Source organism: Actinomyces ihuae (assembly GCF_001457875.1).
In the GTDB taxonomy this organism is placed as follows: Bacteria; Actinomycetota; Actinomycetes; order Actinomycetales; family Actinomycetaceae; genus Pauljensenia; species Pauljensenia radingae_A.
Genome location: NZ_CZPX01000005.1, coordinates 874870 through 900130 on the forward strand (window position 1 = coordinate 874870; position 25261 = coordinate 900130).

The 25261-nt window shown below is 60.1% G+C and carries 24 protein-coding genes and 1 tRNA gene; 14 read left to right on the plus strand and 11 right to left on the minus strand.

From position 1 onward, the window contains the following. Positions 1-9 precede the first annotated feature (9 nt). Both BN3002_RS08505 and BN3002_RS08510 read right to left on the minus strand, forming a co-directional pair. A complete protein-coding gene (locus BN3002_RS08505; RefSeq protein ID WP_117394378.1) occupies positions 10-1155 on the minus strand; it encodes a TadA family conjugal transfer-associated ATPase in 1146 nt (381 codons plus the stop codon). Beyond that, positions 1152-2132 carry a hypothetical protein gene (locus BN3002_RS08510; RefSeq protein WP_058237474.1) on the minus strand — a complete coding sequence of 327 codons (981 nt, stop codon included), beginning with the start codon at positions 2130-2132 and terminating at the stop codon, positions 1152-1154. The genes BN3002_RS08505 and BN3002_RS08510 overlap by 4 nt, the downstream gene beginning before the upstream one ends. 126 nt (positions 2133-2258) lie before the next feature. On the opposite strand from BN3002_RS08510, the gene BN3002_RS08515 reads away from it, so the two are divergent. Then, a complete protein-coding gene (locus BN3002_RS08515; RefSeq protein ID WP_058237475.1) occupies positions 2259-3062 on the plus strand; it encodes an HAD family hydrolase in 804 nt (267 codons plus the stop codon). Positions 3063-3076: 14 nt separating this feature from the next. On the opposite strand, the gene BN3002_RS08520 is transcribed toward BN3002_RS08515, so the two are convergent. Continuing rightward, positions 3077-3916 (minus strand): hypothetical protein, encoded by an 840-nt coding sequence (locus BN3002_RS08520; RefSeq protein ID WP_058237476.1) that lies wholly within the window; start codon positions 3914-3916, stop codon positions 3077-3079. 27 nt (positions 3917-3943) lie between these two features. Between BN3002_RS08520 and BN3002_RS08525 the strand changes: the two genes are divergently transcribed. The 3 genes from BN3002_RS08525 (at position 3944) to BN3002_RS08535 (ending at position 7192) form a co-directional block, all read left to right on the plus strand. Further along, on the plus strand, positions 3944-4966 hold the full coding sequence (locus BN3002_RS08525; protein WP_154955722.1) for a hypothetical protein: 1023 nt from the start codon (positions 3944-3946) through the stop codon (positions 4964-4966). A gap of 85 nt (positions 4967-5051) precedes the next feature. After that, entirely contained in the window at positions 5052-6272 is a 1221-nt protein-coding gene (locus BN3002_RS08530) for a Yip1 family protein (protein WP_058237478.1), read from the plus strand. A 5-nt stretch (positions 6273-6277) separates the two neighbouring features. Further along, the gene (locus BN3002_RS08535) at positions 6278-7192 is read left to right on the plus strand and encodes an alpha/beta fold hydrolase (RefSeq protein ID WP_058237479.1); all 915 of its coding nucleotides are present in this window, start codon (positions 6278-6280) and stop codon (positions 7190-7192) included. Here BN3002_RS08535 and nth read toward each other — a convergent pair. Continuing rightward, positions 7175-7867 carry an endonuclease III gene (nth, locus tag BN3002_RS08540; protein WP_058237480.1) on the minus strand — a complete coding sequence of 231 codons (693 nt, stop codon included), beginning with the start codon at positions 7865-7867 and terminating at the stop codon, positions 7175-7177. The genes BN3002_RS08535 and nth overlap by 18 nt on opposite strands. Before the next feature lie 148 nt (positions 7868-8015). Between nth and BN3002_RS08545 the strand changes: the two genes are divergently transcribed. Beyond that, a complete protein-coding gene (locus BN3002_RS08545; protein ID WP_058237481.1) occupies positions 8016-8696 on the plus strand; it encodes a Crp/Fnr family transcriptional regulator in 681 nt (226 codons plus the stop codon). Between the two features lie 42 nt (positions 8697-8738). On the opposite strand, the gene sp36 is transcribed toward BN3002_RS08545, so the two are convergent. Together sp36 and BN3002_RS08550 are read right to left on the minus strand one after the other, a co-directional pair. Then, positions 8739-8906 (minus strand): Sp36 family protein, encoded by a 168-nt coding sequence (gene sp36 / locus BN3002_RS11010; RefSeq protein ID WP_074026219.1) that lies wholly within the window; start codon positions 8904-8906, stop codon positions 8739-8741. Between the two features lie 33 nt (positions 8907-8939). Next, the gene (locus BN3002_RS08550) at positions 8940-9275 is read right to left on the minus strand and encodes a WhiB family transcriptional regulator (protein WP_058237482.1); all 336 of its coding nucleotides are present in this window, start codon (positions 9273-9275) and stop codon (positions 8940-8942) included. Between the two features lie 249 nt (positions 9276-9524). On the opposite strand from BN3002_RS08550, the gene BN3002_RS08555 reads away from it, so the two are divergent. From BN3002_RS08555 to BN3002_RS08575, 5 genes are all read left to right on the plus strand, one after another. Further along, the gene (locus BN3002_RS08555; protein WP_070725301.1) at positions 9525-11813 is read left to right on the plus strand and encodes a transglycosylase domain-containing protein; all 2289 of its coding nucleotides are present in this window, start codon (positions 9525-9527) and stop codon (positions 11811-11813) included. 2 nt (positions 11814-11815) lie between these two features. Beyond that, complete coding sequence (locus BN3002_RS08560) at positions 11816-12853, plus strand: metallophosphoesterase (RefSeq protein ID WP_082628610.1); 1038 nt, start codon at positions 11816-11818, stop codon at positions 12851-12853. 187 nt (positions 12854-13040) lie between these two features. Then, a complete protein-coding gene (locus tag BN3002_RS08565) occupies positions 13041-15191 on the plus strand; it encodes an alpha-L-fucosidase (RefSeq protein ID WP_141757242.1) in 2151 nt (716 codons plus the stop codon). A gap of 176 nt (positions 15192-15367) precedes the next feature. Then, positions 15368-15444: transfer RNA gene (locus BN3002_RS08570), tRNA-Pro, on the plus strand. Between the two features lie 667 nt (positions 15445-16111). Then, positions 16112-16918 carry a hypothetical protein gene (locus BN3002_RS08575; RefSeq protein WP_058237484.1) on the plus strand — a complete coding sequence of 269 codons (807 nt, stop codon included), beginning with the start codon at positions 16112-16114 and terminating at the stop codon, positions 16916-16918. Here the strand turns inward: BN3002_RS08575 and BN3002_RS08580 are convergent. Both BN3002_RS08580 and BN3002_RS08585 read right to left on the minus strand, forming a co-directional pair. Beyond that, on the minus strand, positions 16915-17310 hold the full coding sequence (locus BN3002_RS08580) for a hypothetical protein (protein WP_058237485.1): 396 nt from the start codon (positions 17308-17310) through the stop codon (positions 16915-16917). The two genes, BN3002_RS08575 and BN3002_RS08580, sit on opposite strands and share 4 nt — an antisense overlap. A 42-nt stretch (positions 17311-17352) precedes the next feature. Continuing rightward, positions 17353-18363 carry a bile acid:sodium symporter family protein gene (locus BN3002_RS08585; protein WP_058237486.1) on the minus strand — a complete coding sequence of 337 codons (1011 nt, stop codon included), beginning with the start codon at positions 18361-18363 and terminating at the stop codon, positions 17353-17355. Positions 18364-18441: 78 nt separating this feature from the next. Here BN3002_RS08585 and BN3002_RS08590 point away from each other — a divergent pair, with 78 nt between their 5' ends. Together BN3002_RS08590 and BN3002_RS08595 are read left to right on the plus strand one after the other, a co-directional pair. Further along, a complete protein-coding gene (locus BN3002_RS08590; RefSeq protein WP_058237487.1) occupies positions 18442-19317 on the plus strand; it encodes a YwiC-like family protein in 876 nt (291 codons plus the stop codon). Positions 19318-19355: 38 nt separating this feature from the next. Beyond that, entirely contained in the window at positions 19356-19739 is a 384-nt protein-coding gene (locus BN3002_RS08595; protein WP_058237488.1) for a phage holin family protein, read from the plus strand. Here BN3002_RS08595 and BN3002_RS08600 read toward each other — a convergent pair whose 3' ends face one another. Both BN3002_RS08600 and BN3002_RS08605 read right to left on the minus strand, forming a co-directional pair. Beyond that, a complete protein-coding gene (locus BN3002_RS08600; protein ID WP_058237489.1) occupies positions 19740-21395 on the minus strand; it encodes a hypothetical protein in 1656 nt (551 codons plus the stop codon). It lies immediately after the preceding gene. Between the two features lie 9 nt (positions 21396-21404). Further along, entirely contained in the window at positions 21405-21632 is a 228-nt protein-coding gene (locus BN3002_RS08605; protein WP_058237490.1) for a hypothetical protein, read from the minus strand. A gap of 204 nt (positions 21633-21836) precedes the next feature. Between BN3002_RS08605 and BN3002_RS08610 the strand changes: the two genes are divergently transcribed. Together BN3002_RS08610 and BN3002_RS08615 are read left to right on the plus strand one after the other, a co-directional pair. After that, positions 21837-22676 (plus strand): ABC transporter ATP-binding protein, encoded by an 840-nt coding sequence (locus BN3002_RS08610; RefSeq protein ID WP_058237491.1) that lies wholly within the window; start codon positions 21837-21839, stop codon positions 22674-22676. A 255-nt stretch (positions 22677-22931) separates the two neighbouring features. After that, positions 22932-23708, plus strand: a complete 777-nt coding sequence (locus BN3002_RS08615; protein ID WP_058237492.1) for a fructosamine kinase family protein — start codon at positions 22932-22934, stop codon at positions 23706-23708. On the opposite strand, the gene putP is transcribed toward BN3002_RS08615, so the two are convergent. Next, on the minus strand, positions 23705-25192 hold the full coding sequence (gene putP / locus BN3002_RS08620; RefSeq protein ID WP_058237493.1) for a sodium/proline symporter PutP: 1488 nt from the start codon (positions 25190-25192) through the stop codon (positions 23705-23707). The two genes, BN3002_RS08615 and putP, sit on opposite strands and share 4 nt — an antisense overlap. Positions 25193-25261 lie beyond the last annotated feature (69 nt).

Below are 25261 nucleotides of genomic sequence, written 5' to 3' on the forward strand. Positions count from 1 at the left end.
GTAGCGCCATCATGGAGCAGCACTTTTCGCGTCCAGATCGATGTGCAGCCGTTCAGCCAGCAGTGGCCAGGCGCGATCAGGGTAGAGCCGGCCATCACGCTCTCTCAGCGCGCATTCACATTCACAGGCAACGCCACCTGCTGTCCGGGTCAGAACACCAATCTGGCTGACCCGCCTTCCATGCGCATCGCGCCTCATCTGAATCACCGCGTCAAATGCGGCCACCGCTTGCGCTGACAGCGCGGCATCCGACAGGCCGGCCAGCGATCCGAGGGCAGCCAGACGTGCCGGGACATCTTCCACCGCGTTGGCGTGGATGGTAGCCATTCCCCCGTCGTGTCCGGTGTTGAGCGCCGTCAACACGTCACGCACTTCGGCGCCTCGACACTCACCGAGAATCAGTCGGTCGGGCCGCATTCGCATCGCAGCGCGCACCAGATCCGACAGGCTCACCGCTCCCGCGCCCTGAACATTGGCCTGCCTTTCCTGCAAGTGGATAACATGCGGGTGACAGGGACGCAATTCCCGTACCTCCTCGATACACACGATCCGTTCGTCATGCGGCACGCTGGACAGCATGGTCGACAGCAATGTGGTCTTACCCGACCCGGTCGCCCCGGATATCAAAATGTTGGCCCGCAGTGCCACCAACTGGGCCATCACGCTCGCGATGGAACCGTCCATCAAAGACTTGCGCACCATCTGCTCCAGCGTCATGGAGTGAGCGCGCGAGGTCCGCAGGGAAATCACCGTTCCTTCATCAGAAACTGGTGAGAGCACCGCGTGCAGGCGCACGCCGCCGGGCAGCGTTCCATCCACAATCGGACTGGCCTCATCCAGTCGTCGTCCGCACGCAGCTGCCATGTGGACCGCGAGCGCCCGAACCTGACTTTCCGACCCCAGCTGCACGTCAACGCGCTCCACCCCCTGCCCGCGATCGATCCAGACACTGGTGGAGTTGACGAGCACATCTGTCACATCGGGGTCCGCCACAAGAGGAGCAAGGTCCGGTCCGAGTCCACCGGCGCGCGCCACCAGATCGTCAAAATCGGTGGCCAGTTCTCTCACTCCTGCACCCTCGCGAGCATTGTCACGCACCGCCCGGACAGCTGAGTGCCCCTGAGCGAGCGCGCGCCTCATGGTGTGACGGCTCATCGCGCACGCTCCATGCCCGACCTGAGCGCGGCATACATTCGCTTGACGGCAAAACCCCTGGGCATCCCACCTCGAAAAGGACACTGCATGGCCTGAATCGACTGGAAGCCGCACTCGCGGATACTGCCCAACAGTTGCGTCGTCGTCCCGTGCGTCGTGGCAATCACGACGGGCACAGCAGGTGGCGCATAGCGGGATATGCCGGCCATCAGCGTACACACCCCGTCCAGGTCGGCGCGTCCGACCAGGCACAGCGCATCGATTCCACATTGGGAGGCGGTGCGCATTGCGTATTCATCCCACCGTCCCAGATCGACCACAACATGCGCGCGGGAGCTCACGCTGGTGAGCACCCGCACCAGCCTCGTATCTGAACGTGCCGGCCCACCACGGCAGTCAGCCGCGAGGATTTTCACGCCGTCACGCACGGGCAGAGCGTCAATGAGCGTGCCAGTCCATCCGGTCTCGTCTGCGCGCAGGTCACCCCAGTGGATACCGTCAGCGGCCACGTCCTGCGCCGCGCCCACGCCTGGCCCATACTCGGCGGTGTCCACGACGATCACGGGCGGAGGGGGAGCCTGAGGCAGAACCGGCAGCGGGTGCGACCGGATCTGCTGAGCCAGCGCCCGCGCGATTGCCGTCACCCCCACCCCACCTTGCCATCCGGCGCAACCGATGCGTATCAGGTCAGGGGAAAATACCGGTGACGGTTCACATGAGGCGACAATGTCGGCCAGCATCATCTCATCGCCGGGCAGGCGCAGCGATCCGGCAGGGCCGACAACAATGACCGGCACCTGTGCAGACGCACGGACTGACGAGGGTGGCCCATCCGGATCCGAGGTCAGCCACATGTCGCAGGGCAGTCCGTCGCTGGCAACCGTTCCGCCTGCAAGCTCGATGATTTCACATGCGCTGCGCCTGGCACCCTCGTCCAGTCGATCCAGTCCGACGCGCACGTTCCACTGTGTACTCATGCCGTCACTTCATCTCACGTGGCTTCCCTCGTCCACCTCGCTCAGTCAACCTGTGGAAGACTGGAGAGAGACACCACCCTGTGGATAACGCGCGCAGTTTTTCGACTCGACGATCAGGAGACCCGCATGAAGCGATCACAGCCACGCTCAAGGTCCGCTGCCTTTTTCGACCTCGACAAGACAATCCTGGCCACGTCAACCTCCGTGGCGCTGCGCGCTCCCCTGCGTGAGGCCGGCCTTCTGACCCGGCGCGGCGCACTGCTGGGTCTGCTCATCCAACTGCCCTACCTGATCAAGGGCGCTGACGAGCAGGCGACAGAGAAAATGCGCGAATCACTGGGTGAAATCGCTGCCGGATGGGACGGAGTCTACCTGGAGTCCACCGTGAAGGATGCGTTGAGCAGGTCAATTGACCCGGTGTGCTTCGTGGAGGCGCTGGAAGAAATCGCCATTCACCGCGCGGCTGGTCGGCGCATTGTCATCGCCTCAGCCTCGATTGAAGAAATGGTGCGCCCGGTTGCTCACATGCTGGGTGCTGACGCGTCGATCGGTTCCTACGCGCAGCGCAATGAGGACGGGACGTTCACCGGCGTGATTTCGCGTTTCAACTACGCCGATGAGAAGGCGCGCGCCTGCATCGACATGGCACAGCGCAACGGGTGGGATCTGAGGGAGTGCTTCGCGTATTCAGATTCCATCACTGATGTGCCGTTACTGGAGGCAGTGGGGCACCCCGTCGTCATCAACCCTGACCGTCAGCTGCGTGAAATCGCTCAGGAACGCGACTGGCCGATTCGCAGTTTCACGCACACGGTTCAGGTCCGCACCTCGCCGGCTCGACTCATTGTGCCGGGCTTGATTGCCGCTTGCTCTGCTGCAGGCGCGGCGTGGTCGTTTTACCGCGCGTATACCAGTTTGCGCGGCAAGTAGCCCGCCCTCATTCCCTATTGCCGAGGGTGGCCCGCCTGAACACTGAGCGCAATATCCAGGGCATCGTCGACACCGGCGATCAGTGATGACAGGAAGAATGCGAGCACGTCGTGCGCGTAGGAGTGATCGGGCGCTGCCCAGCCGGACACAATGCGCGCAACGCGCTGAGGGTCTGTGGCGCTCAGCTTGCTCACAGTCACGACCCCTGTCGGGTCCGTGCCGCGCACGGTCAGAATCCATCGCGCCACAGCCGCCCCCACGGAGCGTGAACCTGGTTCGAACAGTGGATGAGCTGCACAGTCGGCCCACACTGCGGCCGCACTCGCCACAGCAGGCACATCACAGGTGACATGCGACAAAACGTGAGCGAGACGCCGAGGCGAGGCAGGAACGGCAATTCGGGAACGTTCAACGTGGCCTGAGGTAGCAAGAAGTGACGTGATGTCGCGGTGCAGTCCGGCGACCAGGTTCGGCAAAGCGGGCTGCGATGCAGGCCTGGTGGTGGGCGTGCGGTTCAGGGGCGGCATGAGCGTCATGACGTGCCATTGGCTGCGCCAGATCCCCAGCGCGAACTGTTCACCTGTGGTCAGGGTGCCGGCTTCGTGTGGCCCCTCGCGCATCGTGAGGTCACGCAGATCGCTGGTGCTGATCGGTGAGCCTTCCCAGCGAGAAAGATAGGCAGCTTCATAGATGTTGGTCAGGGCGCGTACTTCCTGCCACCGGCGGCGCAAACTATGATGGAAACGGACGCGCGTCAATGCGCTGTCACATTGTTCGCGCAGCGCGCAGATATCTGGGGTCTGCCACGCTTGAAGCAGGAGGCGCATGCGCACAATGTGATCGGATTCTTCCACGTGGTGAGCTTATCGGGTGAGGTGAACGTGAGCGAGACGAAAGTGGCACAGACTGGGGTCAGGTCGATCCCTCGGGCCACGCTGTCACAGCACCTGCGTTCAGCGGTTTTCTCAGCGGTTTTTTCACCTGTCGCGCTGATCATCATGGGATTTGCGGTCGCTGACACTCAGGCCGCCACCGCGCAGGGACAGCCATTGTCATCGTCCGAGGGCACCGTCGGTATCGTCATTACGACCCTGTTGCTGGCACTCGTGGCTGCCAACTCTGATGAGTCCTCAGCCGGCCTTGCCGTCACCACTGTCAGTGCGGTAATTGTCGGAGTGGGCCAGCTGACCGGCGCGTTGCGCGCTCCCCTGTGGATGGGAATCGCTATGAGCGAGGCGGACTCACTGACATCGATGCGGTGGAGTCTGTATCCAATATGCGTGGTCTTCATCTGCCTGGGGGCGACGGTGGCAACCATTGCCACGCGGCGGTGGACGGTTCACGCCACGCTGAGGGAACTGGAGCAGGCCAGTGCCGAGAGTTCTCAGGGAGGGTCCTCCCGCGTGCGTCCCTTCAACGGGCAATTCCACAATGCGCGCAACCGGACGTGGGTCGCGGTCTTTTCCTGTGTTGCCCTGATTCTCGGGTGCATCATGATGATGGTTGCCGCGCCCGAGGAATCACTGCGCGTAGCGTCACAGGGGTTGGAGGGGCTGATGGCAGAAAACACGTTCCGACCAGTTCCGGCGCTGATCTGCGCCTTGTGTTTCGGCCTGGTGGCGTGGATTTCGCAGTGGTCAACGTCCGGACCCATTGTAGCGTCCTCAGTTCTGGTGGTCATACCGTTTTCGTTCCTCATCCCATTGTGGTCAAGCCTTACCGGCGCGGTGGTCACACCGCATTCCCCCGCCACGACGCAGATTTCTCTGGCTGCGCCGGTGCTGTCCGCGCTGGGGTTACTGCTTCCCGCACTGGTCATGGGTCCGCTGCTGACGCGCCGCCATGTTCGCGCACAGGTGTTGCGGGCAACCGGGCACCGCCACGGTTTTGTGGATGAGATGTAACACGATCAGAATCGGCCGTTTCGGCACGCCCATCGCAAGATCGGGCAGTTCTCACGCTACATTAAAGGTCTAAGGAGGTAGCACCATGTCTGATCAGGAACTCCACGACCGCCGCCCGGAAGGTGAAGTGGGAGACGATGAACTCATCGTCGATGAGAGCCCGACTTTCGAGGGCGCAAGCGGATCAACGGCTGCGCCGATGGCACCGCGCCCCGAAGAAACTGACGAAATCGCTGAATCAGCTGCCAGCGATGAGATTCTCACGGGCGAAGAAGTGACCTTGAGCAGGCATGAGGGCGACACGGAAAACATCATTGGAGCGCCTGGCAGTGCTGCCGATGACACCTCGGCCGTCGATCCTGTGCCCTCCACGTCCGAACCACGCATCCCTTCCCCCGTCGATCCTGTTGATGACGAGGGCGACGCACCTGACCTGGATGAGGATGAACCTCGCGACCGCATCTCCCCGCCTGAGCGTGATGATTTGCCGGCACCAGCTCCGCGCGACGTCCTCGAAAATCGCCATGACCGCGATGAGGACGAAACAGCCACAGATGAAGATGAGCTGGAGCGCACCGCAGTGCACCGCCGTTCCCTCGTCTCTCCGCCGGAGGAAGCAGATCCGGCAGATGAGAACGAGGCAAACTGGCATCCTCGCGCTGAACCGGTTCCGGTGCACGTGGAAGGCACCCCGAGTTCCCTCGATGACGCCATCTTTGAAGGCACGACACTGTCGCCCGAGATTCCGTCTCGCGCTGGATCGCACTGGTGGAGCTTCTTCGCATTCTTGATCTTCCTGCCCATCGCATGGTTCCTCGCAGCTGATGCCGGGGCGCGCATGACACTTGCTGACGGGTCTGCGTTCTCGACGGGGGCAGTGAACCTGGCAGCTATTGCCGAACTGGTGGGCGCTCTGGTGATTGTTGTCCTGCTGGGGGTGACGGTTGCGCGCTCCTCGCTGGGTGGCTTCGTCATGGGTATTCTCACCTTCCTGTCCGGACTTGTTCCGATCGTCATTCCGGGGATTTTCTCGCAGCTCATTCAGCCTGCTGTTCAGTGGCTGAACTCGTGGAACGCATTCGGCATGAATCTTGCTCACCACTTCCAGGCCTCCGCATTTTCCGGACGCTTCGCACTCCTGGGCCTGATCGTGCTGGTAGGCGCGTGGGTCTCTCACTGGGTACGTCGCCGTGGCCGCTCGGAGGAAGCTCTGCGCGCTGAGGTGGAAAAGATCAATCCTGAAGGTGCCTTCTTCTCATGGCGAGCCCGCCGCCGCGCGGCCAAGGCTCGCGATGAGGGCCGCTGAATCACATGGATGCAGATCTTTCTCTTCGGGAGGTTCTGGAAGAGCCCGGTCCGTGGCAGCATCGCCACGTCAACGCTGGCGGCGCGACCTTCCACGTTGTCGATGCCGGCCCGTTGGAATGTGACCACGCCGTTGTTCTGCTGCACGAATTTCCTTTGTTCTGGCGTTCCTGGCGGCATGTTATTCCCTCCCTGGCTGAGCAGGGGCATCGTGTGATCGCAGTTGATCAGCGCGGTTTCGGCGCCTCCGACCTGCAGGCCGACAAGGTGGATCTGCTGCAACTGTCCCATGACGTCACCGCCATCATGTCAGCAATGGGTATTTCCCACTTCACAGTGGTCGGCGCAGGCATGGGCGGTGCTGTTGCATGGATGCTGGGAGCTACCAATCCGGTTGCGTTGCGCGCGGTGATGACGCTGGCGGCGCCGCACCCACTGGAACGTACCCTGTGGCCCACACTGCTTCCTCTGTGGCGCGGGCGTCTGCTCGCCCTGCGCATGGATATTCCCTGGCGGCGCGTCACCTTGCTCAAATCCGGCAAACTCATCGATTCAATGATCCGTTCGTGGGCGGCGCCCTCACATCGCGAACAGATGCTGGCCGACGCACAACCCTATCGACGCGCAATGGCTCGCGCGTTCGCCGCCTCCGCGACCACTGACTCATTTTCCAGCACGCGATTCCTGTCCATCGCCTCGCGCAAGGCGCTGGCCGACCCCGTGCAGGTTCCGACTCTGAGCGTGCACTGCGCAGAAGATTCATCACTGTCGGCTACAGATTTTGCGCGCGATTCACACCATGTGACCTATCCGCTGCACACCACAATGCTGCCCGCAGTGGGGCACTTCGCCCCCGAAGAAGCACCCGAGCGTGTCACGACCCTGATCAGCGATTTCCTGGCTTCACTGCCCACCACCTGACCAGGGCACTACACCGACTTTCGGGCAGCGATCCACCACCGGACACTCATCGCATCGGGGCCCCTGGGCAGTGCACACTGAGCGACCATGTGCGATCAGAACATGTGACAGTTTCGTCCAGTTCACGCCTGCCAGCAGTGTTGTCACGTCCTTTTCGACGCGCGTCACGCTGGTCGCTCTCGTCCATCCCAAACGGCGAGACAGGCGGCCGACATGTGTATCAACTGTCAGTGCGCGCGCTCCGAAACACACTCCCATCACGACGTTGGCCGTCTTATGCCCGACCCCGGGGAGTTTTTCCAACTCCTTGTTGGACTGCGGAACCTCACCACCGAATTCAGTGCACAGTGCCTGAGCGGTCGCAATGATCTGCCCGGATCGTCGGTGCTGGAAACCCAACGGCCGCACGATCTGCTCGACCGTATCGCGCCGCGCCTGAGCAAGGTCCAGAGCTGTTGGAAATTCCCCGAAGAGCGCCGGCGTGATGCGGTTGACCCGCTCATCGGTTGTCTGCGCCGACAGCATTGTCGCAATGAGCAGCTGGAACGGCGTCGAACAATCTAATGTGCATGTGGCGTCCGGATAGGCGTTCATCAGCTGACGCGCAAGTGCCTCGGCAGCTTCAGAACCCGCATTGACAAGCCCAGATGTGTCGTGTTCTGTTGGAATCGTCACGTATGAATAATAATATTGACTGTTGTTGCCATACACTCCGGCCAAAACGCCGTGGTGATTGTCACGATTACGACACAATGGAAGATGAAACGCTGCGAGCAGCCTCGCGCGATTCGACATAGACGACAGGAACGGAGTTTGGTCTCACATGTTTGTTGATGACATTATCAATCAGGTTCCCCTCTTCGACGGGCTCGACGAGGCGCAGAAGAACTTCTTGCAGTCCAAGATGGGACGCACCGCATTGCGTCGCGGCGAAACTCTCTTTGACGAGGGCGACCTTGGCGATCGCCTCTACATCATCACCGAAGGCAAGATCAAGCTGGGTCACACCAGCAACGACGGGCGCGAATCACTGCTCGCCGTGCTCGGACCGGGCGAAATTATCGGTGAACTGACGCTCTTCGATCCAGGCCCGCGCTCCACGGACGCTACCGCAGTGTCCCCGGCGACCCTGCTCTACCTTGAGCACGAAGACCTCATGGAAATCCTTGACACGAACCCGACGCTGGCCAAGCACATGCTCAAGGCACTTGCCCAGCGTCTGCGCCGCACGAACGAGTCCATGTCTGACCTGGTCTTCTCAGATGTTCCAGGCCGTGTCGCCAAGGCGCTGCTTGACCTGGCCGACCGTTTCGGCGCGCCCACCGACGAAGGCGTTCACGTGCCTCATGACCTGACTCAGGAAGAGCTTGCTCAGCTGGTTGGCGCGTCGCGCGAAACCGTCAACAAGTCACTGGCTGACTTCGTCTCCCGCGGCTGGATCCGCCTTGAGGGTCGCGCAGTGACGCTGCTGGATGTTGACCGTCTGGCTCGTCGCGCACGCTGAAGACGTCAAAAAAGTGGGGCGGTCGCTGACCGCCCCATTTTTTTATGCCTGTTTTTCTATCGGCCGCTTCAGGTAGGCGACCAGATTATCGGAACCCGTCGGCCCGGGGATGACGGTGACAAGTTCCCACCCGTCAGCACCCCATTGATCCAGGATTGCTTTTGTGGCATGTGTAAGCAACGGAATCGTTGCGTATTCCCATGTGGTCATGTCACTAGCCTAACTGTTTGATACCGATGCTTCCTAGCGGCGCACGTGGGCCAGAACTTTCGGGATCCGCGGTGTACGTAGTTCACACGCCAACGCGTCCTGAGATTCGTTGAGCCACTGCCACCAATCCTCCACGTCGTCGTAGTGACGCAGCATGGCTCGCCGTTCACGTTCAGTCAGTCCACCCCACACGCCGAAGTTAGCTTCCGACTGCAACGCATCTGCCAGACATTCCAGGCGCACTTCGCATGCCATGCATTTGACTCGTACCTGGCGTTGGGAAGCTCCCTGCACAAACAGTGCGTCCGGTTCTTCCGTCGCACACAGCGCGCGGGCGGCCCATGTCTGATCCTGATCGATACTGCTCATTCCTTGTTCTCCAGTCCATGATCATCCTTGACCATCACTACTGTGACCATACACACATCTGACTCATTCAAGCAACACGAGATCATCAATAGTGTGAAATATACTCCTCACAGGATGCATAACAGGCGCCCGCGGCCTCCCTCGTCAATCATCGACGAGGGTGACGCCAGCAGCCTCAATTTGACGAATTCCTCATACCTCAGGCACTTCCCCTCCCCTAATGCACGTGGACACACGTATCCTTAACCTATGTCGAAGCCACAGACTCGAACTCGTTCAGTCACGCCAGTCCAGCTGGTGGCGCTCCTGCTCGCCTTCATCTGCATCTCTGCACTGCTGGGCGTCCTGGGTGCCGGTATCGCGGTGCCTGCCGTGGGATCACTGGGGGTGGCCGCCAAAGCCTCACCATCGATTCTCGAGGGGCTGCCCGAAGATATCGAGATCGTTGCACCGGCTGAAGAGTCGACGATGCTCGACGCCAACAATCAGACGATCGCCAAGTTCTACGACAAGCGCCGTATCGTCGTGCCGTCCGACAAGATTTCCGAAGAGATGAAGCAGGCGATTGTCGCTATTGAGGACAAGCGATTCTTCACCCATCACGGCGTGGACCCGGACGGCATTATGCGCGCCGTTGTGCGTAACTTCTCCGACGATGACGGCATGCAGGGTGCATCGACCATCACGCAGCAGTACGTGCGTAACTCGCTGGTGGAGAAAGGCCTTCTGGAAGGCGACCCTGAACAGATTCACGATGCGACGGTGAGTACACCTGAGCGCAAGCTGCGTGAAATGAAGTACGCGATGAGTCTGGAGCGCCAGATGTCCAAGGATGACATCCTGACCGGCTACCTGAATATCGCACCATTCGGCCCCACCACCTATGGCGTTGAAGCCGCTGCTGACCTGTACTTTTCCTCCCACGCATCCGAGTTGACCATGCCGCAGTCGGCGTTGCTGGCGGGCCTGGTGCAGTCCCCGGTCTCCTACAATCCGCTGGTTCACCCCGATGCCGCTCAGGAACGACGTGACATCGTCCTTTCCGTCATGCTCGATCAGGGCATCATTACTCAGCAGGAACACGACGAGGCGGTGGCCACACCTGTTCCTGACATGCTCAACCCGAACGAGCGCCCCCAGGGCTGTGCCGGCGCGGCGACGGGTATGGAGTACTTCTGCGAGTTCGCCAAGCAGCAGTTCCTCGACGATGCAATATTCGGTGAGACCCGCATCGAACGTGAACGCCTGCTGAAGACCGGCGGTATCACGATTCGCACCACGATTGACGCGAATAAGCAGAAAGCTGCGCTGGACGTTGTCAACGGAGCATTGCCACCGGGTAACGGAGTCGACGCCGCGATCGCGTCGGTGGAGCCGTCCAACGGCCACATCGTCGCGATGGCTCAAAATACGCACTTCGGCGCACCCAACGAATCTGATCCAGCAATGACGCAGGTGAACTATTCGGCGGACTCAAACTTTGACGTCGGATCAACCTTCAAGGTATTCACTCTGATTCAGTGGTTCAAGGAAGGTCACGGCGCTTATGAAAGTGTTGGCCGGGGTAACCGCACTTACACGCCGGGTGATTTCCATTGCAACGGCGCCGCGATCGGTGGCTTCGAGCCGTGGACGGTGGGCGACCTGCCCGGCAAGGACGGCTCCCACACGGTCTTGCGCGCCACAGAGATGTCTGTCAACCAGGCATTTGTTAACATGGCGAGCCGCCTCGATTTGTGTGAGATTTTCCAGCGCGCAGCTGACCTGGGCATTAAGGACCCCAATACGGGTGAAGCGCCGGCCGCCCTCCCGTCCAACATCATTGGTTCGACCGGCGCATCGCCACTCGCGATGGCTTCGGCGTACGGCACGCTGGCCAACGGTGGCTCGCAGTGCCCACCGACGGCGCTCCTGTCCGTTTCTGACCGCTCAGAGAATGTCCTGAAGGAATTCAAGCCGTCGTGTCATCAGGTCTTGGATCAGGAAGTGGCTGATAAGGTTGCGACGCTTCTGGGCAAGTCAGCTGCTGAATGGTACGGCCCGCAGGAAGGTATTTACCTGGAGGGTGGCCGCCCGTTTGCCGCAAAGACCGGTACGACTGACTCGAACTCGAACACATGGACCGTTGGCTTCACACCGCAGCTCGCCACCGCCGCGTGGATGGGTCATGCGAACGCATCATCCCAGCAGGTCTCCGATGTGACGGTGGCCGGACGCTACTACTCGGTTCCTTATGGTTCCACGGTTGGCCTGCACCTGTGGATGCCGTACATGAACCTTGCTCTTCAGGGTGCGGAAGTCCAGCCCCTGCCGAACGCCAACCTGAATGGCACACGTCAGGTTCAGAACAACGCCAACTCGAACAACCAGAACCAGAATCGCGACAGGAACGCAGGTAACAACGCGAACTCCTCGTCCACTAGTTTGTCCACCGACGGCCAGGTTGACCTCAGTAATATTGATCTTGACAGTTTGAATCTGAAGCCCGGCGAAAGCATCGAGCTTCCTGACGGCACGATTATTGAGCGAGAGAGATAACGATGAGTGAGTTCAACGCGCGACAGTCGTTGGCTGCGACGGATCCTCGCATCTTGCTCAATGCGTCCCGTCAGCCATCGGTTCTGCCACCCCGCCTGATCGCAGCGGGCCGCGCGTTGGGCCTGGCCACTGCGACGGTGGCGGGTCTGGGGGTCGCTTCGCTTGCCTGGGGTCAGTGCGAGCGACGATGCCCGACGGTGCGGCACTTCTCGATTCCAGTGCCTGCACTGCGCCAGGGCGAAGAGCTGCGCATCCTGCACATCTCCGACCTCCACCTGTATTCCGGTCAGGACTTCCTCGTCGATTTTCTTGACCACGTGGCCCGAACCGAGGATTTCGACATGGTGATGTCGACGGGCGACAACTTCGGCAATGCGACGGGAGCTTCGCTTCTGCGTGAGGCCTACCGGCCGCTGTTGGCTTACCCCGGAGTGTTCGTGCTGGGTTCCAATGACTATTACACGTCGTCGACGTTCCGCCCCTGGACGCACTATCTGCGCCGCGATGCGCACGCCACTCGCGACACGTCTCACCTGGCGCGTCTGCCGTGGCGCGATTTCGTTCAGGGATTGACGAGGGCGTCCTGGGTTGACCTGTCGAATCGGTGCGATCAGCTGACGGTGCGCCTGTCGCACGGCGACCGGTCGGTGGCGGTCAATCTGGCAGGTGTTGACGATCCGCACCTTGAGCGCGACCGCATGCCGGAGCTGCCGGAGAATTGGGATGATTCGGACACCATCCGCATCGGTGTCACTCACGCGCCGTATCGCAGGGTCCTCGATGCGTTCGTTGATCGAGGTGTGGATCTGATCTGCGCGGGACATACTCACGGCGGACAGATCGGGCTGCCCGTGTGGGGGGCGTTGGTGACGAACTGCGACCTGCCGCCGCGCTACGCCAAGGGTGTGCACACGTGGAGGCATGAGGGCGCGTCTGCTCCCCTGCATGTCAGTGCCGGACTGGGTACCTCACCATGGGCGCCGGTTCGTATCGCCACGCGCCCCGAGGTGTCGATTCTGCGTCTGGTCAGCGCAAACTGAGATCGTTTGACATCACCTTGAGCCGCATTATGTGTGGGGGGACTTAGATCCTTATTCCTTTTGTTTTAATTTTGTTTCTTGCAATAAATTAACTCTTTATTTTGGTTAATACCGAAACAGTAGAAGAAAAGTAATTCTTTCGAGTAGCGTAGTCGGCGACAATGTTGTCACACTATTAGGAGATCACGTGAGAAAGCTACATTTTCTTGCATCTTCAGCGTTAACTCTGGGCCTCATAACTTCTATGACAGGTCTAGCCTTCGCTGAACCGTCTGCCGATCTGGCACCCGCGAACCCATCCCCCGTGGTAGGCGTGGATGCAGCAATTCCCTACACTGAATCGGAGCGCGCCCAAAACTGGGAAAAGCTGAAGTTCGGAATGTTTATCCACTGGGGCGTTTATTCGAACTTCGGTGGATATTACAAAGGTCAACGCCAGCCCCTAGGGTATCCGGAACAGATTAAAGCCTGGTCGAAAATCAGCGACGAAGATTATCTTGCTGAAGCAGCACAAATGAATGCGCCTGAATTTGATGCCCATGAATGGTGTCAAAATGCTAAAGACGCTGGAATGAAATATCTGGTTATCACATCAAAGCACCATGATGGTTTTGCAATGTGGGATACCGCAACAACTGACTATAACGTCATTGATAAGACCGATATGGGTCTCGACCCTCTGGAAGAACTGTCGACTGCTTGCGCCGATGTCGGTTTGAAGTTCGGCGTGTACTTCTCCATTATCGACTGGACTAAGCACGAAGCTGAGCCCTACTCGAACATGAACAAGATCCCCGAAAGCATGATGCCCTACATCAAGTCTCAGCTCACTGAGCTGATGACGAAGTACGGCGAAATCGCAGAGGTCTGGTTCGATATGGGCGCTCCCACTGCCGACCAGTCAGAGCGAATGGCCAACTGGGTGCATGAACTGCAGCCTAACGCCATGGTCAGCTCACGCGTGTGGAACAACAAGGGTGACTTCGAAGTCGGTGGCGATAACGCGGTCTTCAGCCAGAAACGCCAGGCACCGTGGGAAGCTGCCCGTTCAACGTTCCCCACGTGCTGGGGATACTGCAAGTGGCCTGAAATAGAAAACAAGCGGCAGAATCCCGCTCAGCTGACCTACCAGATTCAGCACGAAGTCAACAACCTGTTCACAACAGTCGCCAACGGTGGCCAGTACCTTCTGAATATTGGCCCCAAGGGCACCGGCGAAATGGATCCATTCGAGGTCAACATCCTCAAGGGTGTGGGCGAATGGAACAAGGCTCACCCCGCCATTCTCAACGGCTCACGCTACGCCCGTTTCCCACAGGAAAACTGGGGATATGCGGTCGTCAACGACAATGCGGTGTACCTGGGTGTCACCGACGGCTGGGCTCCTGACAAGACCATCCAGTTGCGCGGCCTTTCCTCCACGGTCAAGTCTGTGACAATTGACGGAACGGATACGGAACTTCCGTTCACGCATGAGGGAACCACACTGACAGTCACACTCAAGGGCAATTCCCCTGACGCGAACCTGCCGGTGATCAAGGTTGAAACAGAAGGCAAGCCACTGTACCTGTCGGAGAAGACTGTCACGTCAGATAACGGCACCTTCACCGCAACCGAAGAGAACGCAGAAAGCATGCCGAGCACCCTTGGATACTCAGGGGACGTGTCCCACACCGTGTACCTGACTGCCAAGGACAATGCGGTGATGGATGCCACGGCAACTGTCACGTCCAATGCCCTGAAAGACCAGACGATGTACGCCCTCACTGTCGGGGACACGCGGATGGAAGTGACAGGCGCGCAGCTCAAAGCTGGCGTGGAGATTGGAGCTCTGGCGGCCAATACCGCAACGCCGGTCATGCTGTCACTTGCCAATCCTCCTTACTACGCCACACCGCTGGGAATCGACACATTCCAGATGGACGTGAAAGGCACTGTCACCAAAGTCGTGACCCCCGAGGCGCCAACAGTGGTTCCCGCCGACAAGTGCGGCGTTGAGCAAACGGTGAAGCTTCCAACCCAGGAAGGCGTCACCTACACCACGGAAAAGACCAACTCAACGGTTCACGTCACAGCTTCAGTGGCCAAGGACTACATGGTTAAAGACGGCGCAACCGTGGAATGGGACCTGTCGGTGGCTGCGCAGCCATGCCCTGTCACCCCAGCCAAGCCGGTCACTCCAGGCAAAGTCGAACAGTCCAAGAAGAGCGCGGACGGTAAGTACATCGTCGCCAAGGGAATTGCTCGCACCGGCGCGAACAACCTGACTGGCCTCATTGCGCTCAGCTTCATCGTCGGCGCAACCGCACTCACGGTTGTGTCCCGGAAACGGAGGTGACCTGAACTAACTGCCATCCCTCGCGGGTGAGGTTTCCAGCCGTGTCAACAGCCAGAAGCCTCACCCGCTTCTCCCTTTCATCAGCGCCACGCAACGGGTGTGACCGAAACTGCAGCGTATTTGCTCTCTTATTTTTGTGTACTCAGCATCGGCATCGCTATACTTGAACGGTCGCACGGGGTGTGGCGCAGCTTGGTAGCGCGCTTCGTTCGGGACGAAGAGGTCGTGGGTTCAAATCCCGCCACCCCGACCATTGTGATGTGTCGGGACATCGTTGACAGTTTGTTGGCGGTGTCCCGATCTGTCTGTATACGGCCGCCTTTCAGTACACTGCCGGCGTTTCCACATCTTGCTGGCCTTTCTGCATTTCACCGCCTTTTTGGGGTTAATGCCCGAAACGTGTGTATGGGGTGGGCGTGTCGCGGGGTGTTTAGTGTCCGGCCCAGCCTTTTTGGGTGTGTCCTGACCGCAGATCCTTCGGGCGGGGATGCCACTGCTGTCCTGCCGCGCGCACCAACACGTGCACATACCCCTAGATTTAAGCCCTCCGCGTGCACATACCCCTAAAAAGTCTTGTAAAAATGCACAATCCCCTAGATTTAACGCGTGAGGCTCGAGGTCGCCGGAAGCTACTGACGGCTGACCTGCGGAAATAGGTTTTGTCCTTTTGGGGTGTCGACTTTAGCTAGGGGTATGTGCAATTCGAGCGTTAAATCTAGGGGAATGTGCACCAAAGCAGGGAAGATCTAGGGGTATGCGCAACGCAGGTAGCCAGCACGTATTTCAATCAAGTCGGCGCTTTGTTCCGCGACGAGGCATCAACGAAACAGAGGAGGAAGCCTCTGGCACGTGGAGGTGAGTGAGCACCGCGGCGTGGCACAATGGAGCTTTCAGAACTTCTGTTCACTGATCGGAGTGTTATGGACGGCATCACCCAGTATCTTGACTATGTTTTTGATCAGGTTGCCGACAGGGACACCCCTCAGGTCCAGGCCACCCGCACACAGATCCACGATCAGATGAGCGAACGGGTACAGGCACTGGTTGACTCCGGCGTTGACGAGGATTCCGCACTGTCAACTGTGATCAGCCAGTTCGGCACGCCAGATGAGCTCGCAGCCTCATTCGGGCTTGAAGCGCTGTCACCCTCGACACCGAAACGCGACGTGGTTCCCGAAGAATTCACCGTGGTGGATCTGCAGTGTGCCCAGCGTGTGCTGGACTATCGCCGCGAACGAGGCCAGCGCATTGCCCTGGCGTCAGCTCTGTGTGTCATCGCATTCATCCCGATCATCGTGCTTGAACTGCTCGCAGGCCAGGACGGTGCCGTGACCGTGACACTCGCGTTGAGCATCGGCGGTGCCGTCGTGCTTGTGTGCTTCGCCGTTGCGGCATACCTGTTCATTGCGGATCCGCATCGCCGTGAGTTCTCAGAGTGGAAACGGACCCGCTGGATCGCTGATGCCGAGGCTCGTGCGCATGTTCGTGAGCAGCGCGACCGCTTCACCCCTTCTTTCAGCACGATGACAGTCAGTGGAGCAACGGGGTGTGTCATCGCCACAGTCCTCATCGTATTGACAGGGTTCATTGACCCCGCCCGACTGCCCTACGCTCTGCCGATCTGTTTTGGCGTGGCAGGTGTGATCCTGACGGTTTCCATCTACGTTCTGGTGCGGGCGCAGTCATTCAGGAATGCGCTCAACCTGATCGTCCCGGACGAAACCTAGACGTCAGAGCGCGTATGCGGCAGGTACTCCCACTGCACGTCGATCACGTCCGCAAACCTTTCAATCATCGCCCAGATCGCGTCGGTGCACATTTCGACCGAATCGATCGCATCCTGACCACCTGAACAGATCGCGATCTGAACAGGCTCGTCAGCGCTTCCTGCACCGAAACGCAGCATGGAGGCTCCGCCTCCGTAGGCACCGAACCCCTCGGGCACGCCCTGAGCGGGAGTTTTGCGCGCGAATCCCTCTCTCAATGCGCGCCGCAGGTCGGCGCACACCGTCTCATCACCGTCCGTGACGGTAATGCGGACAAGCATGTTGAGCAGCTGGTTTTCATTTTCCCGGCCATAACCCCAGTCATAGTCGGGTGTCCACGGTTGAGCTGTCATGACGTGTCCTTTCCGGGTGGGGTCACCCTCGTCGATGCTTGTTTAGTCTACGTCGCCAAGGCTGCGGCGGCGGAAGAAAGCGGCGAGGATTCCGCCGGACAGATTGTGCCATACGGAGAAGACGGCTGCCGGCAAAGCGGATTCGGGAGTGAAGAACTGGGAAGCGAGGCCTGCGGCCAGACCGGAATTTTGCATGCCCACCTCAATGCAGGTGGTGCGGGCAACACGCTCTCCGCCTCCGGTGGCCCGCCCTGCGAAGTATCCCAGCACGTGTCCGAGGACGTTATGCAGCATCACGACGAGGAGGACGAACAGGCCAGCATGCACAATGCGATCAGCTGACTTACCGACAACAGCGATCAGCACGTATGAGATACCGAGGACAGACACCCACGGCAGGAACGGCAGCACTTTCTGCACGGAGCTTTCTGCCAGGCGTCGAATAATCAGGCCGGCCAGAATCGGCACAAGGACGATCTGCACAATCGTCTTCGCCATCGACCACGCGTCAACAGGCAGGTATTGACCGGCCAGCCACTGCGTGAGCAGCGGAGTCATGATCGGGGCAAGCAGAGTCGACACGGATGTCATGGCGACGGACAATGCAACATCACCTTTGGCCAGATAGGAAATCACGTTCGACGCAGTGCCGCCCGGCGCGCATCCCACCAGGATGACGCCCACGGCAAGTTCGGGCGGAAGGCTGAATACCTTCGTCAAGACGACGGCGAGTGTGGGCATGATGACGAACTGTGCAATCACACCGACGATGATGGGGAGCGGACGCTTGACGACCAGGACAAAATCGGATGCCGTCAGCGTCAGGCCCATGCCGAACATGATGACGGCGAGCGCAATGTTGACGCCTCCTGCCAGGCGCGCCGCTGGCCCGGGAATCAGCAGCCCCATGATGAAGGCGATAATGATGATGAGCGGGAAAACGGTCGCTGCGCGGCGAGCCGATCGGTCCTCCGGATTCAGACGTGCCGATGAGTGATCCTGCTGGGAGTCGAGCACGTTGGTAGTGCTCTCATTATTGTGTTCATGGGACATAGATGTACAGTGCTCCACCGCATGCCACAGATGATTCGGCATCTCACCTTTTGGCCGAAGTGTCCATATGGCGACCACGTGCGCCACTTCCGTACACTGATCGTCATGACGAGCCGCCCGACTGACCATCCGCGCATCCGACGCCCGCGTTCTTCTTCGCGCGTGCGCGCACTCATGCGCACCGGCTGGCTGCCTGACCAGCATGGCTCGTGGATGATGGCGCTGCTGCCTTTCCTGGTCGGTGCCACGCGCGGAGGCTGGCGCCCTCTTCACCTGCTGGTTCTGGCTGCGTGGATGGTGGCGTTCATGCTCTTTTCTGCGGGAAGCTGGTGGATCCGCTCCCCCAAGCGTCAGCGTTTCGCAGCGGCCACAGGCACGTGGGCCGTAAGCACCGTCCTCCTGGGCGGAGCGTCGGTCCTGTGCGCCCCGAAACTGCTGTCGTGGGCACCGATTTTCGCACCCCTCATCGCGATCGCGCTGGTGCAGAGTCTGCGGCGGCGCCAACGGTCCATACTCGCGCGACTGTCGCAGGTATTTGCTTCTGTGTTCATGTGTCCTGTTGCGGTGGATATCTCGACCGCTTTCCGGCGCACACACTGGTTCCCCTGGCAAGGCGGCGAGCTGTGGCCTCAGGCCTGGTGCGCGTGGGCAGCGTTGGCCGGAGTGCTGGTCGGGTCCGTTCTGCATGTGCGCTGCCTGATCCGCGAGCGCGGAAACCCCACTTGGATTGTCGCCTCAGTGATCTGGCATGCTCTGACTGTCGTCGGGACTGCGTGGGCAGCTGAGGCCGGGCAGCTTCATTGGCTCGTACCCTGTGCCTTCGCGCTCGCATTCACGAGGGCGACTTTCATGCCGTGGAAGCATCAGCGCACCACGATCGCCGTGAAATACATCGGGCTGGCCGAACTGGTCGTCATGGTGGCTGTAGGAGCTTCCCTCATGGTGGCGCCTTAGCGGTGGCCTGGCGGCAGGCATCATGAGACGATGTACCTATGAGGTTTCTTGTACGTTCCCTTGCCAATCTGGTCGGAATCTGGGTGTCCACCCTGATCATCAGCTCCGTGAGTTTTGCTCCCGAAGCGTCGGTGTGGAAATCTCTGGGCACGATGATTCTGGTGGCTTTGATTTTCACGGCGGTGAACTCACTGGTTCGCCCGCTGGTCAAGGTTGTCACGTTCCCGCTGTATATCCTCACCTTCGGCTTGTTCGCACTGGTCACAAACGCGTTGATGTTCATGCTGACAGGGTGGCTCAGTGAGCAGGCGAATCTTGGTTTCACGGTTGGAGGCTTCTGGCCGGCAGTGGGTGCGGGTCTGATTACGGCTGTTATTTCCGCTCTTGTTGTCGCCGCGCTGCCACGCAGGTCAGAGTCGTAGCTATTCATCTGCAAAGATGCGGCGAGTGTTGAACAGCTGCGAGGTTGTCACAGTCTGATCGCTCAGGCGCAGTGACTGTTCGCGATGCCTGGACCATTCGCGCACTTCCGGGGGCGCCGCATACGCTGACGGATCATTCAAGGCGTCGAAGGCTTTGGTATACGGTTCCAGGCCGTGCGGCGTGATGTCCAGCCCCTCCCCGTCCAGCGGTCCGACCAGGTCGCCGTCAAAGGAAACAGTCACCGCATCGTTGACATCCATGTTGGGGGAGCCGTCAAGAGGCGGGACGATGTCGCGCGTATTCTCCATGAACAGGGTGTGGACGCCCTCGGGCATGACGTAATTTCCTGTCGGAGACCCGGCGGTCAGACTGGAGACGACGGTGTACTTGCGCGTCGTGTCCGGGTCGGCAATGAGCTGCGTATTTGTGATACCCGACTGGGAGTGTCCGACGAATTCAACGGGCTCGTCGGGTGCGATCCCCGCCATGTCCATCGCTTCGAGGGTTGCAGCACTCAGGTCGTTATTATCATGGCCGACCGCCTGCAAGTTGCTGAGCATGTCCTGCGGGTTGGTCTGCCCGGGTGTCCACTTTTGCGTACCGCGCACGACGACTGACCATGATCGCTTTGTCGACCCGTCGGGCTGCGGCGTTTCATGTTTGAGGATCTCAAGCTGGCCGAACGTGTCGCTGCCGCTTTCAAGCTGACTGACGCGGTCGAACAGTTCACTACCACTGCGAGGCGTCGGTACGGTGCGGGGCAGGCGGGGAGTTGGCGCATACCTGTTGGATACGCTCACGCCGCTGGCTCGACTCGACGCATTCACCGCACTTCGCGCCGTCAACCACAGCGGCGGCACACCCGCCAATGCAGCCACACCTGTTTTCGGGATGCTCGGATCAACGACACGGATCTGCGAGGATCGCTGGGGACGCCCCGATCCTCCCGCGTCACTGATTTGCGAGGTGGTGATTTGCAGGCCTGCCAGCGGTCCCGTCGCGCGCTGCCCGACCGTGAAGAAGAGCTGACTGGCAACGCGTGCGGCGTCAACGGTTTGAGTGCGCGGACTGCCCCACCATGCCTGCTGACCGGCATCGGGACGGAAACCGTACAGATCCCTTCTGGTGGACAGGGAATTCACTGTCGTCCCCAACGTCGCCATGTCGAATTCGACACGGTATCCCAAGGTAGGGTCGCTGTGCATCTTGCCGCTGAATTCATTCGCATACCCGTAGACTTGCCCCGCTGTCAGCCCTGTTGTCAGTGGCGAAAGCGGTGTCCACGACACTCGCCCGTCCATCAGCAGCATGCGTGCGGTGACAAAACGCTGGGCATCACCTTCTGCACTGAGATACTTCATTGCCGCTGCGGTCAGGCGGTTACTCAAAGATTCCAGACGCACAACGAGCGCACTCACAGCAGTCATCGCATCCTCCACCGCGCCGATGAGGCGGCCGGGATCGAACCCCAGCATGACGGCCGAGGACGCCATGAGCTGAATAACCATCAGACTCGCATAACAGTTCTGCGCCGTCTCTTTCGCCATCATCACGCCGAGTGCCGCCCCGATCAGCTCATCTGTGTCAACACTGGTGTGTGCGCTGGTGGTGACAACGGAGTCATAGAAACCTGGGTCTACGCTCTGCTCACTCACGCGTTCCTCCTATCCCCCAACCGGACACATCAATACGGAGTTGCGTGCCGCATCGCCCACAACCTGCTGCGCCCACATCGCATCCGTCACAACGGCGTTGAATTCCCGGCGCGCCAGGTCCGCAGTGGGTCCTTGCCAACTGGGGCATTCGATGGCGCTGAGAGTTGCAACCAGCCCATCCATGTCCTCGCTCACGCTCCACAAGCTCCTCAGTACCGCGTCGATTTCGCCGCTCATATGCTGCCTCCTTCACATCAATGACGGTGTCACGGTAGCCAGCCTCATCGCCTCGCGCGCATGCCGTGCGGCCGCCTGTGGATTGGCGAGGGGAGGCGCGCGAACCTGTGGAAAACCTCTCCGCTCCACCATTCGCACTTGACCGAGTGATTGAATACAGTGTGATCACCCCACGCGCATGACTTTTCTTCGGGAGATGACCGGATGTACGTCGATCCCACATCCAACACCAAGGCTTCGAACCTCAGGTGGATTGTGCCCTACTGCCGCCCCGACGTTCCGCGCGTCTTTGCCGCACTGGTGCTGTTCGTCGTCGACAAGATCCTGATCATGCTGGTCCCGATCCTTGCGGGAATGATCGTGGATCTCGTCATCGTTGACCGCCACCTCGATCAGCTCCTGCCCCTGTGCGGCGCGATGGTGGGTGCGACGCTTGTACGCACCTGCGCCCGCTACGGCTACCAGATGCTGATGGAACGCTTCGGACAGAACTCGATTTACCGCCTGGTGTCCGACCAGTACGAAAAACTGCATTCGCTGGATTTCACGTACTTCAACCACACGCGCACCGGCGACATCATGAACCGCCTGACCGCAGACACCGACGCGATCCGGCACTTCCTGTCGTGGGTGACCTACAACGTGGTCGACTGCGTGTGCCTGTTCATCGGCTCACTGGCCGTCATGTTCACGATCGAATGGCGCCTCGCGCTGGCCCTGCTGGCCATCACCCCGTTCCTGGCCTATTGTGCCCGCCAGCTGGCCAAACATGCACGCCCCCTCTTCCTGTCGATGCGTGAATCCCTGGCTCGTCTCAATTCGATGGTGGAGGAAAACATCGAAGGCAACCGCGTGGTCCAAGCCTTCGTGCGGGAACCTTACGAGATCCGCAAACTCGATGAGCACAACGCTGCCGTCGACCCACATGTGTGCCTGGTAGTCGACTGCTCCACAGTTGAGGATCACACGCTGCCCGGACCCGCGCACCGCGCTGATCTCAGCGTCCGTCAGCGCGCGGTAGTACCAGCAGATCGGGTGAAATGACGGGTCATTGATGCCGGAGGCTTCAGATTCGGGCGGGTACGGCACGGTGATTGTGCGATCGAAGATCTCAGCCGGATTGTCACGAGGGCGCTCCCAATGCTCGCTCAGGCCGCGATCCTCATCATCGTATGCGAAGAGCCACTGACCGGTGAGGTCGAGCCACTCCTGGCGGCATAGCTGTGGGTGCTGTTGCGCCACAGTGCGCTCCTCGAAAAACAGATGAACAGTGTCTCGTTCTGATTGTACGGTAGGGGCATGGGTACTTTTCGCAAGAGTGATCAGCGACCAGGCAGGATCCTGTACGAGGTGGCCGGTCTCAAGTGGCTGGCTGACACGCCACCCCAGGCTGCGCCCGTTGTGCCGGTGAGCGATTACGGCACGACATGGCTGGAGGAACCCGAGCTGGAAACGACGCGGCCAACCAGGCAGACTGCCGAGGATTTTGGTCGCGCACTGGCCCACACACATGCGGCCGGCGCACCGAATCTGGGTGCGCCGCCACCGGCCAAAGAGGACGCTCAGGGATGGATGGGTCTGACACCCCTGCCGCTCCTGTCCAAAGTCGAAGCACCTACGTCATGGGGCGAGTTTTACGCCGAATATCGAATCCGCCCGTACCTCAAAGCCAAAGCCTTCACCGCAGATGAGCGCGCCACACTCGAAGCTTTGTGCACCAGGCTTGAAAGCGGCGCCCTCGACCATGATCAACCGCGACTGGTCACAACGCCTGCGGCCCGCACGCACGGGGACCTGTGGTCGGGCAACGTGATGTGGACCCCGAACGGTGCGACGCTGATCGACCCGGCTGCTCAGGGCGGTCATGCGGAGGAAGACCTGGCGGCACTTGCCGTATTCGGCGCGCCCTTCGTGGAGCGGATCTGGGCGGCTTACGACGAGGAATCGCCCCTTGCTGACGGCTGGCGCGAACGCATTTCACTGCATCAGCTGCATATGCTCGTCGTACACTGCGAGCTGTTCGGACGCTCCTACGTGCCCGAAACGCTCGCGATCGCGCGGCACTGGGTGGGTTAAGCCGCCAATCCGTCCAGAGCGGCATCAAACTCGGCGTCGATCTCATTGTTGCGCCGATAGGTTGCCATCGACACTGCGACGCTGACCAGAAGGTTGAACACGAATCCGGGGACGATTTCGTACAGGTCGAAGATGCCGCCTGACAGGTTGCCCCACACGGCCACGGTCACGGCTCCGACGATGATGCCGGCGCATGCGCCTTGCCAGGTGAGTTTGCGCCAGTACAGGCACAGAATCACGATCGGTCCGAATGATGCACCAAAACCTGCCCACGCGAAGGCCACCAGGCCGAGGATCGTGTCCGAGGGACTCCACGCCAGCACCGCTGCCAGTACGGACACGGCGGCCACGGCCAGGCGTCCCAGTAGCACGCCGTTGGTTTCCGACAGGTCTCGTTTGGACAGTGCTTTGTAGATATCCTCCACGATTGCCGAGGATGTGACCAGCAGCTGCGATGAAATCGTTGACATGATCGCCGCCAGAATGGCGGCCAGCATGAACCCGGCGATCAGGGGGTGGAACATCAGCTGTCCCAGCGTGATGAAGACGGATTCGGGATTCGGCAGCTGTGATTCGTCGTGCTGGTAGTAGGCGACGCCTGCTAGAGCAGTCATACCTGCGCCGATGACTGCCAGAGCCATCCAGCCGATGCCGATGCGACGCGCAGCCTTTGCTTGCGCGGCTGAGCGCAGCGCCATGAAACGCACGATGATGTGGGGTTGACCGAAGTAGCCCAACCCCCATGCCAGTGCGGAGATAATGCCTATCACGGCCGTCGCGCTCAGCGTCCCGCCCGATGGATGCAAAATGGTGGGATCCACGCGCTTGATGGTCTGCACCATCGGGCTGAAGCCGCCGACGTGAATAATCGCCACGGTCGGCACCAGAATGAGCGCACCCACCATCATGAGGCCCTGAACAACGTCCGTCCACGATACGGCAAGGAAGCCGCCCACCAGGGTGTAGAGCACAACGATCCCGGCCACCAGCGTCATGCCCAGGCGGTAATCCATACCGAAGGATGATTCAAAAAACGAGCCGCCGGCTACCATGCCTGATGACACGTAGAAGGTGAAGAACACCATGATGACCAGGCCGGCGACGATGCGGATCACGTTGTGAGGGTCTTTGAGGCGCGAGGACACGAACGACGGCACAGTGATCGAGTTGGAGGAAACCTGACTGTATGACCTGAGCCGAGGAGCTGTGTACTTCCAGTTCAGCCATGCGCCGATAGTCAGGCCAACCGCGATCCAGCCGTTGATCAGACCTGTCGCGTAGATTGCGCCGGGCAAACCCATCAGCAGCCAGCCCGACATGTCGGATGCGCCGGCCGACAACGCTGCCACACCTGGGGACAGCGACCTGCCACCCAGCATGTAGTCGTCAAGATTGCTCGTCCGGTTGTAGGCCAGCAGGCCGAGCATAATCATGGCGACGAAATACACAATCATCGCGATAGCCTGATACGTCATTTCACTCATTATGGCCCCCTTCGGTCTCGAGGGAAAAGAACAGCATGAGGCTACGTGATGATGTGAGGTAGTCGTCTC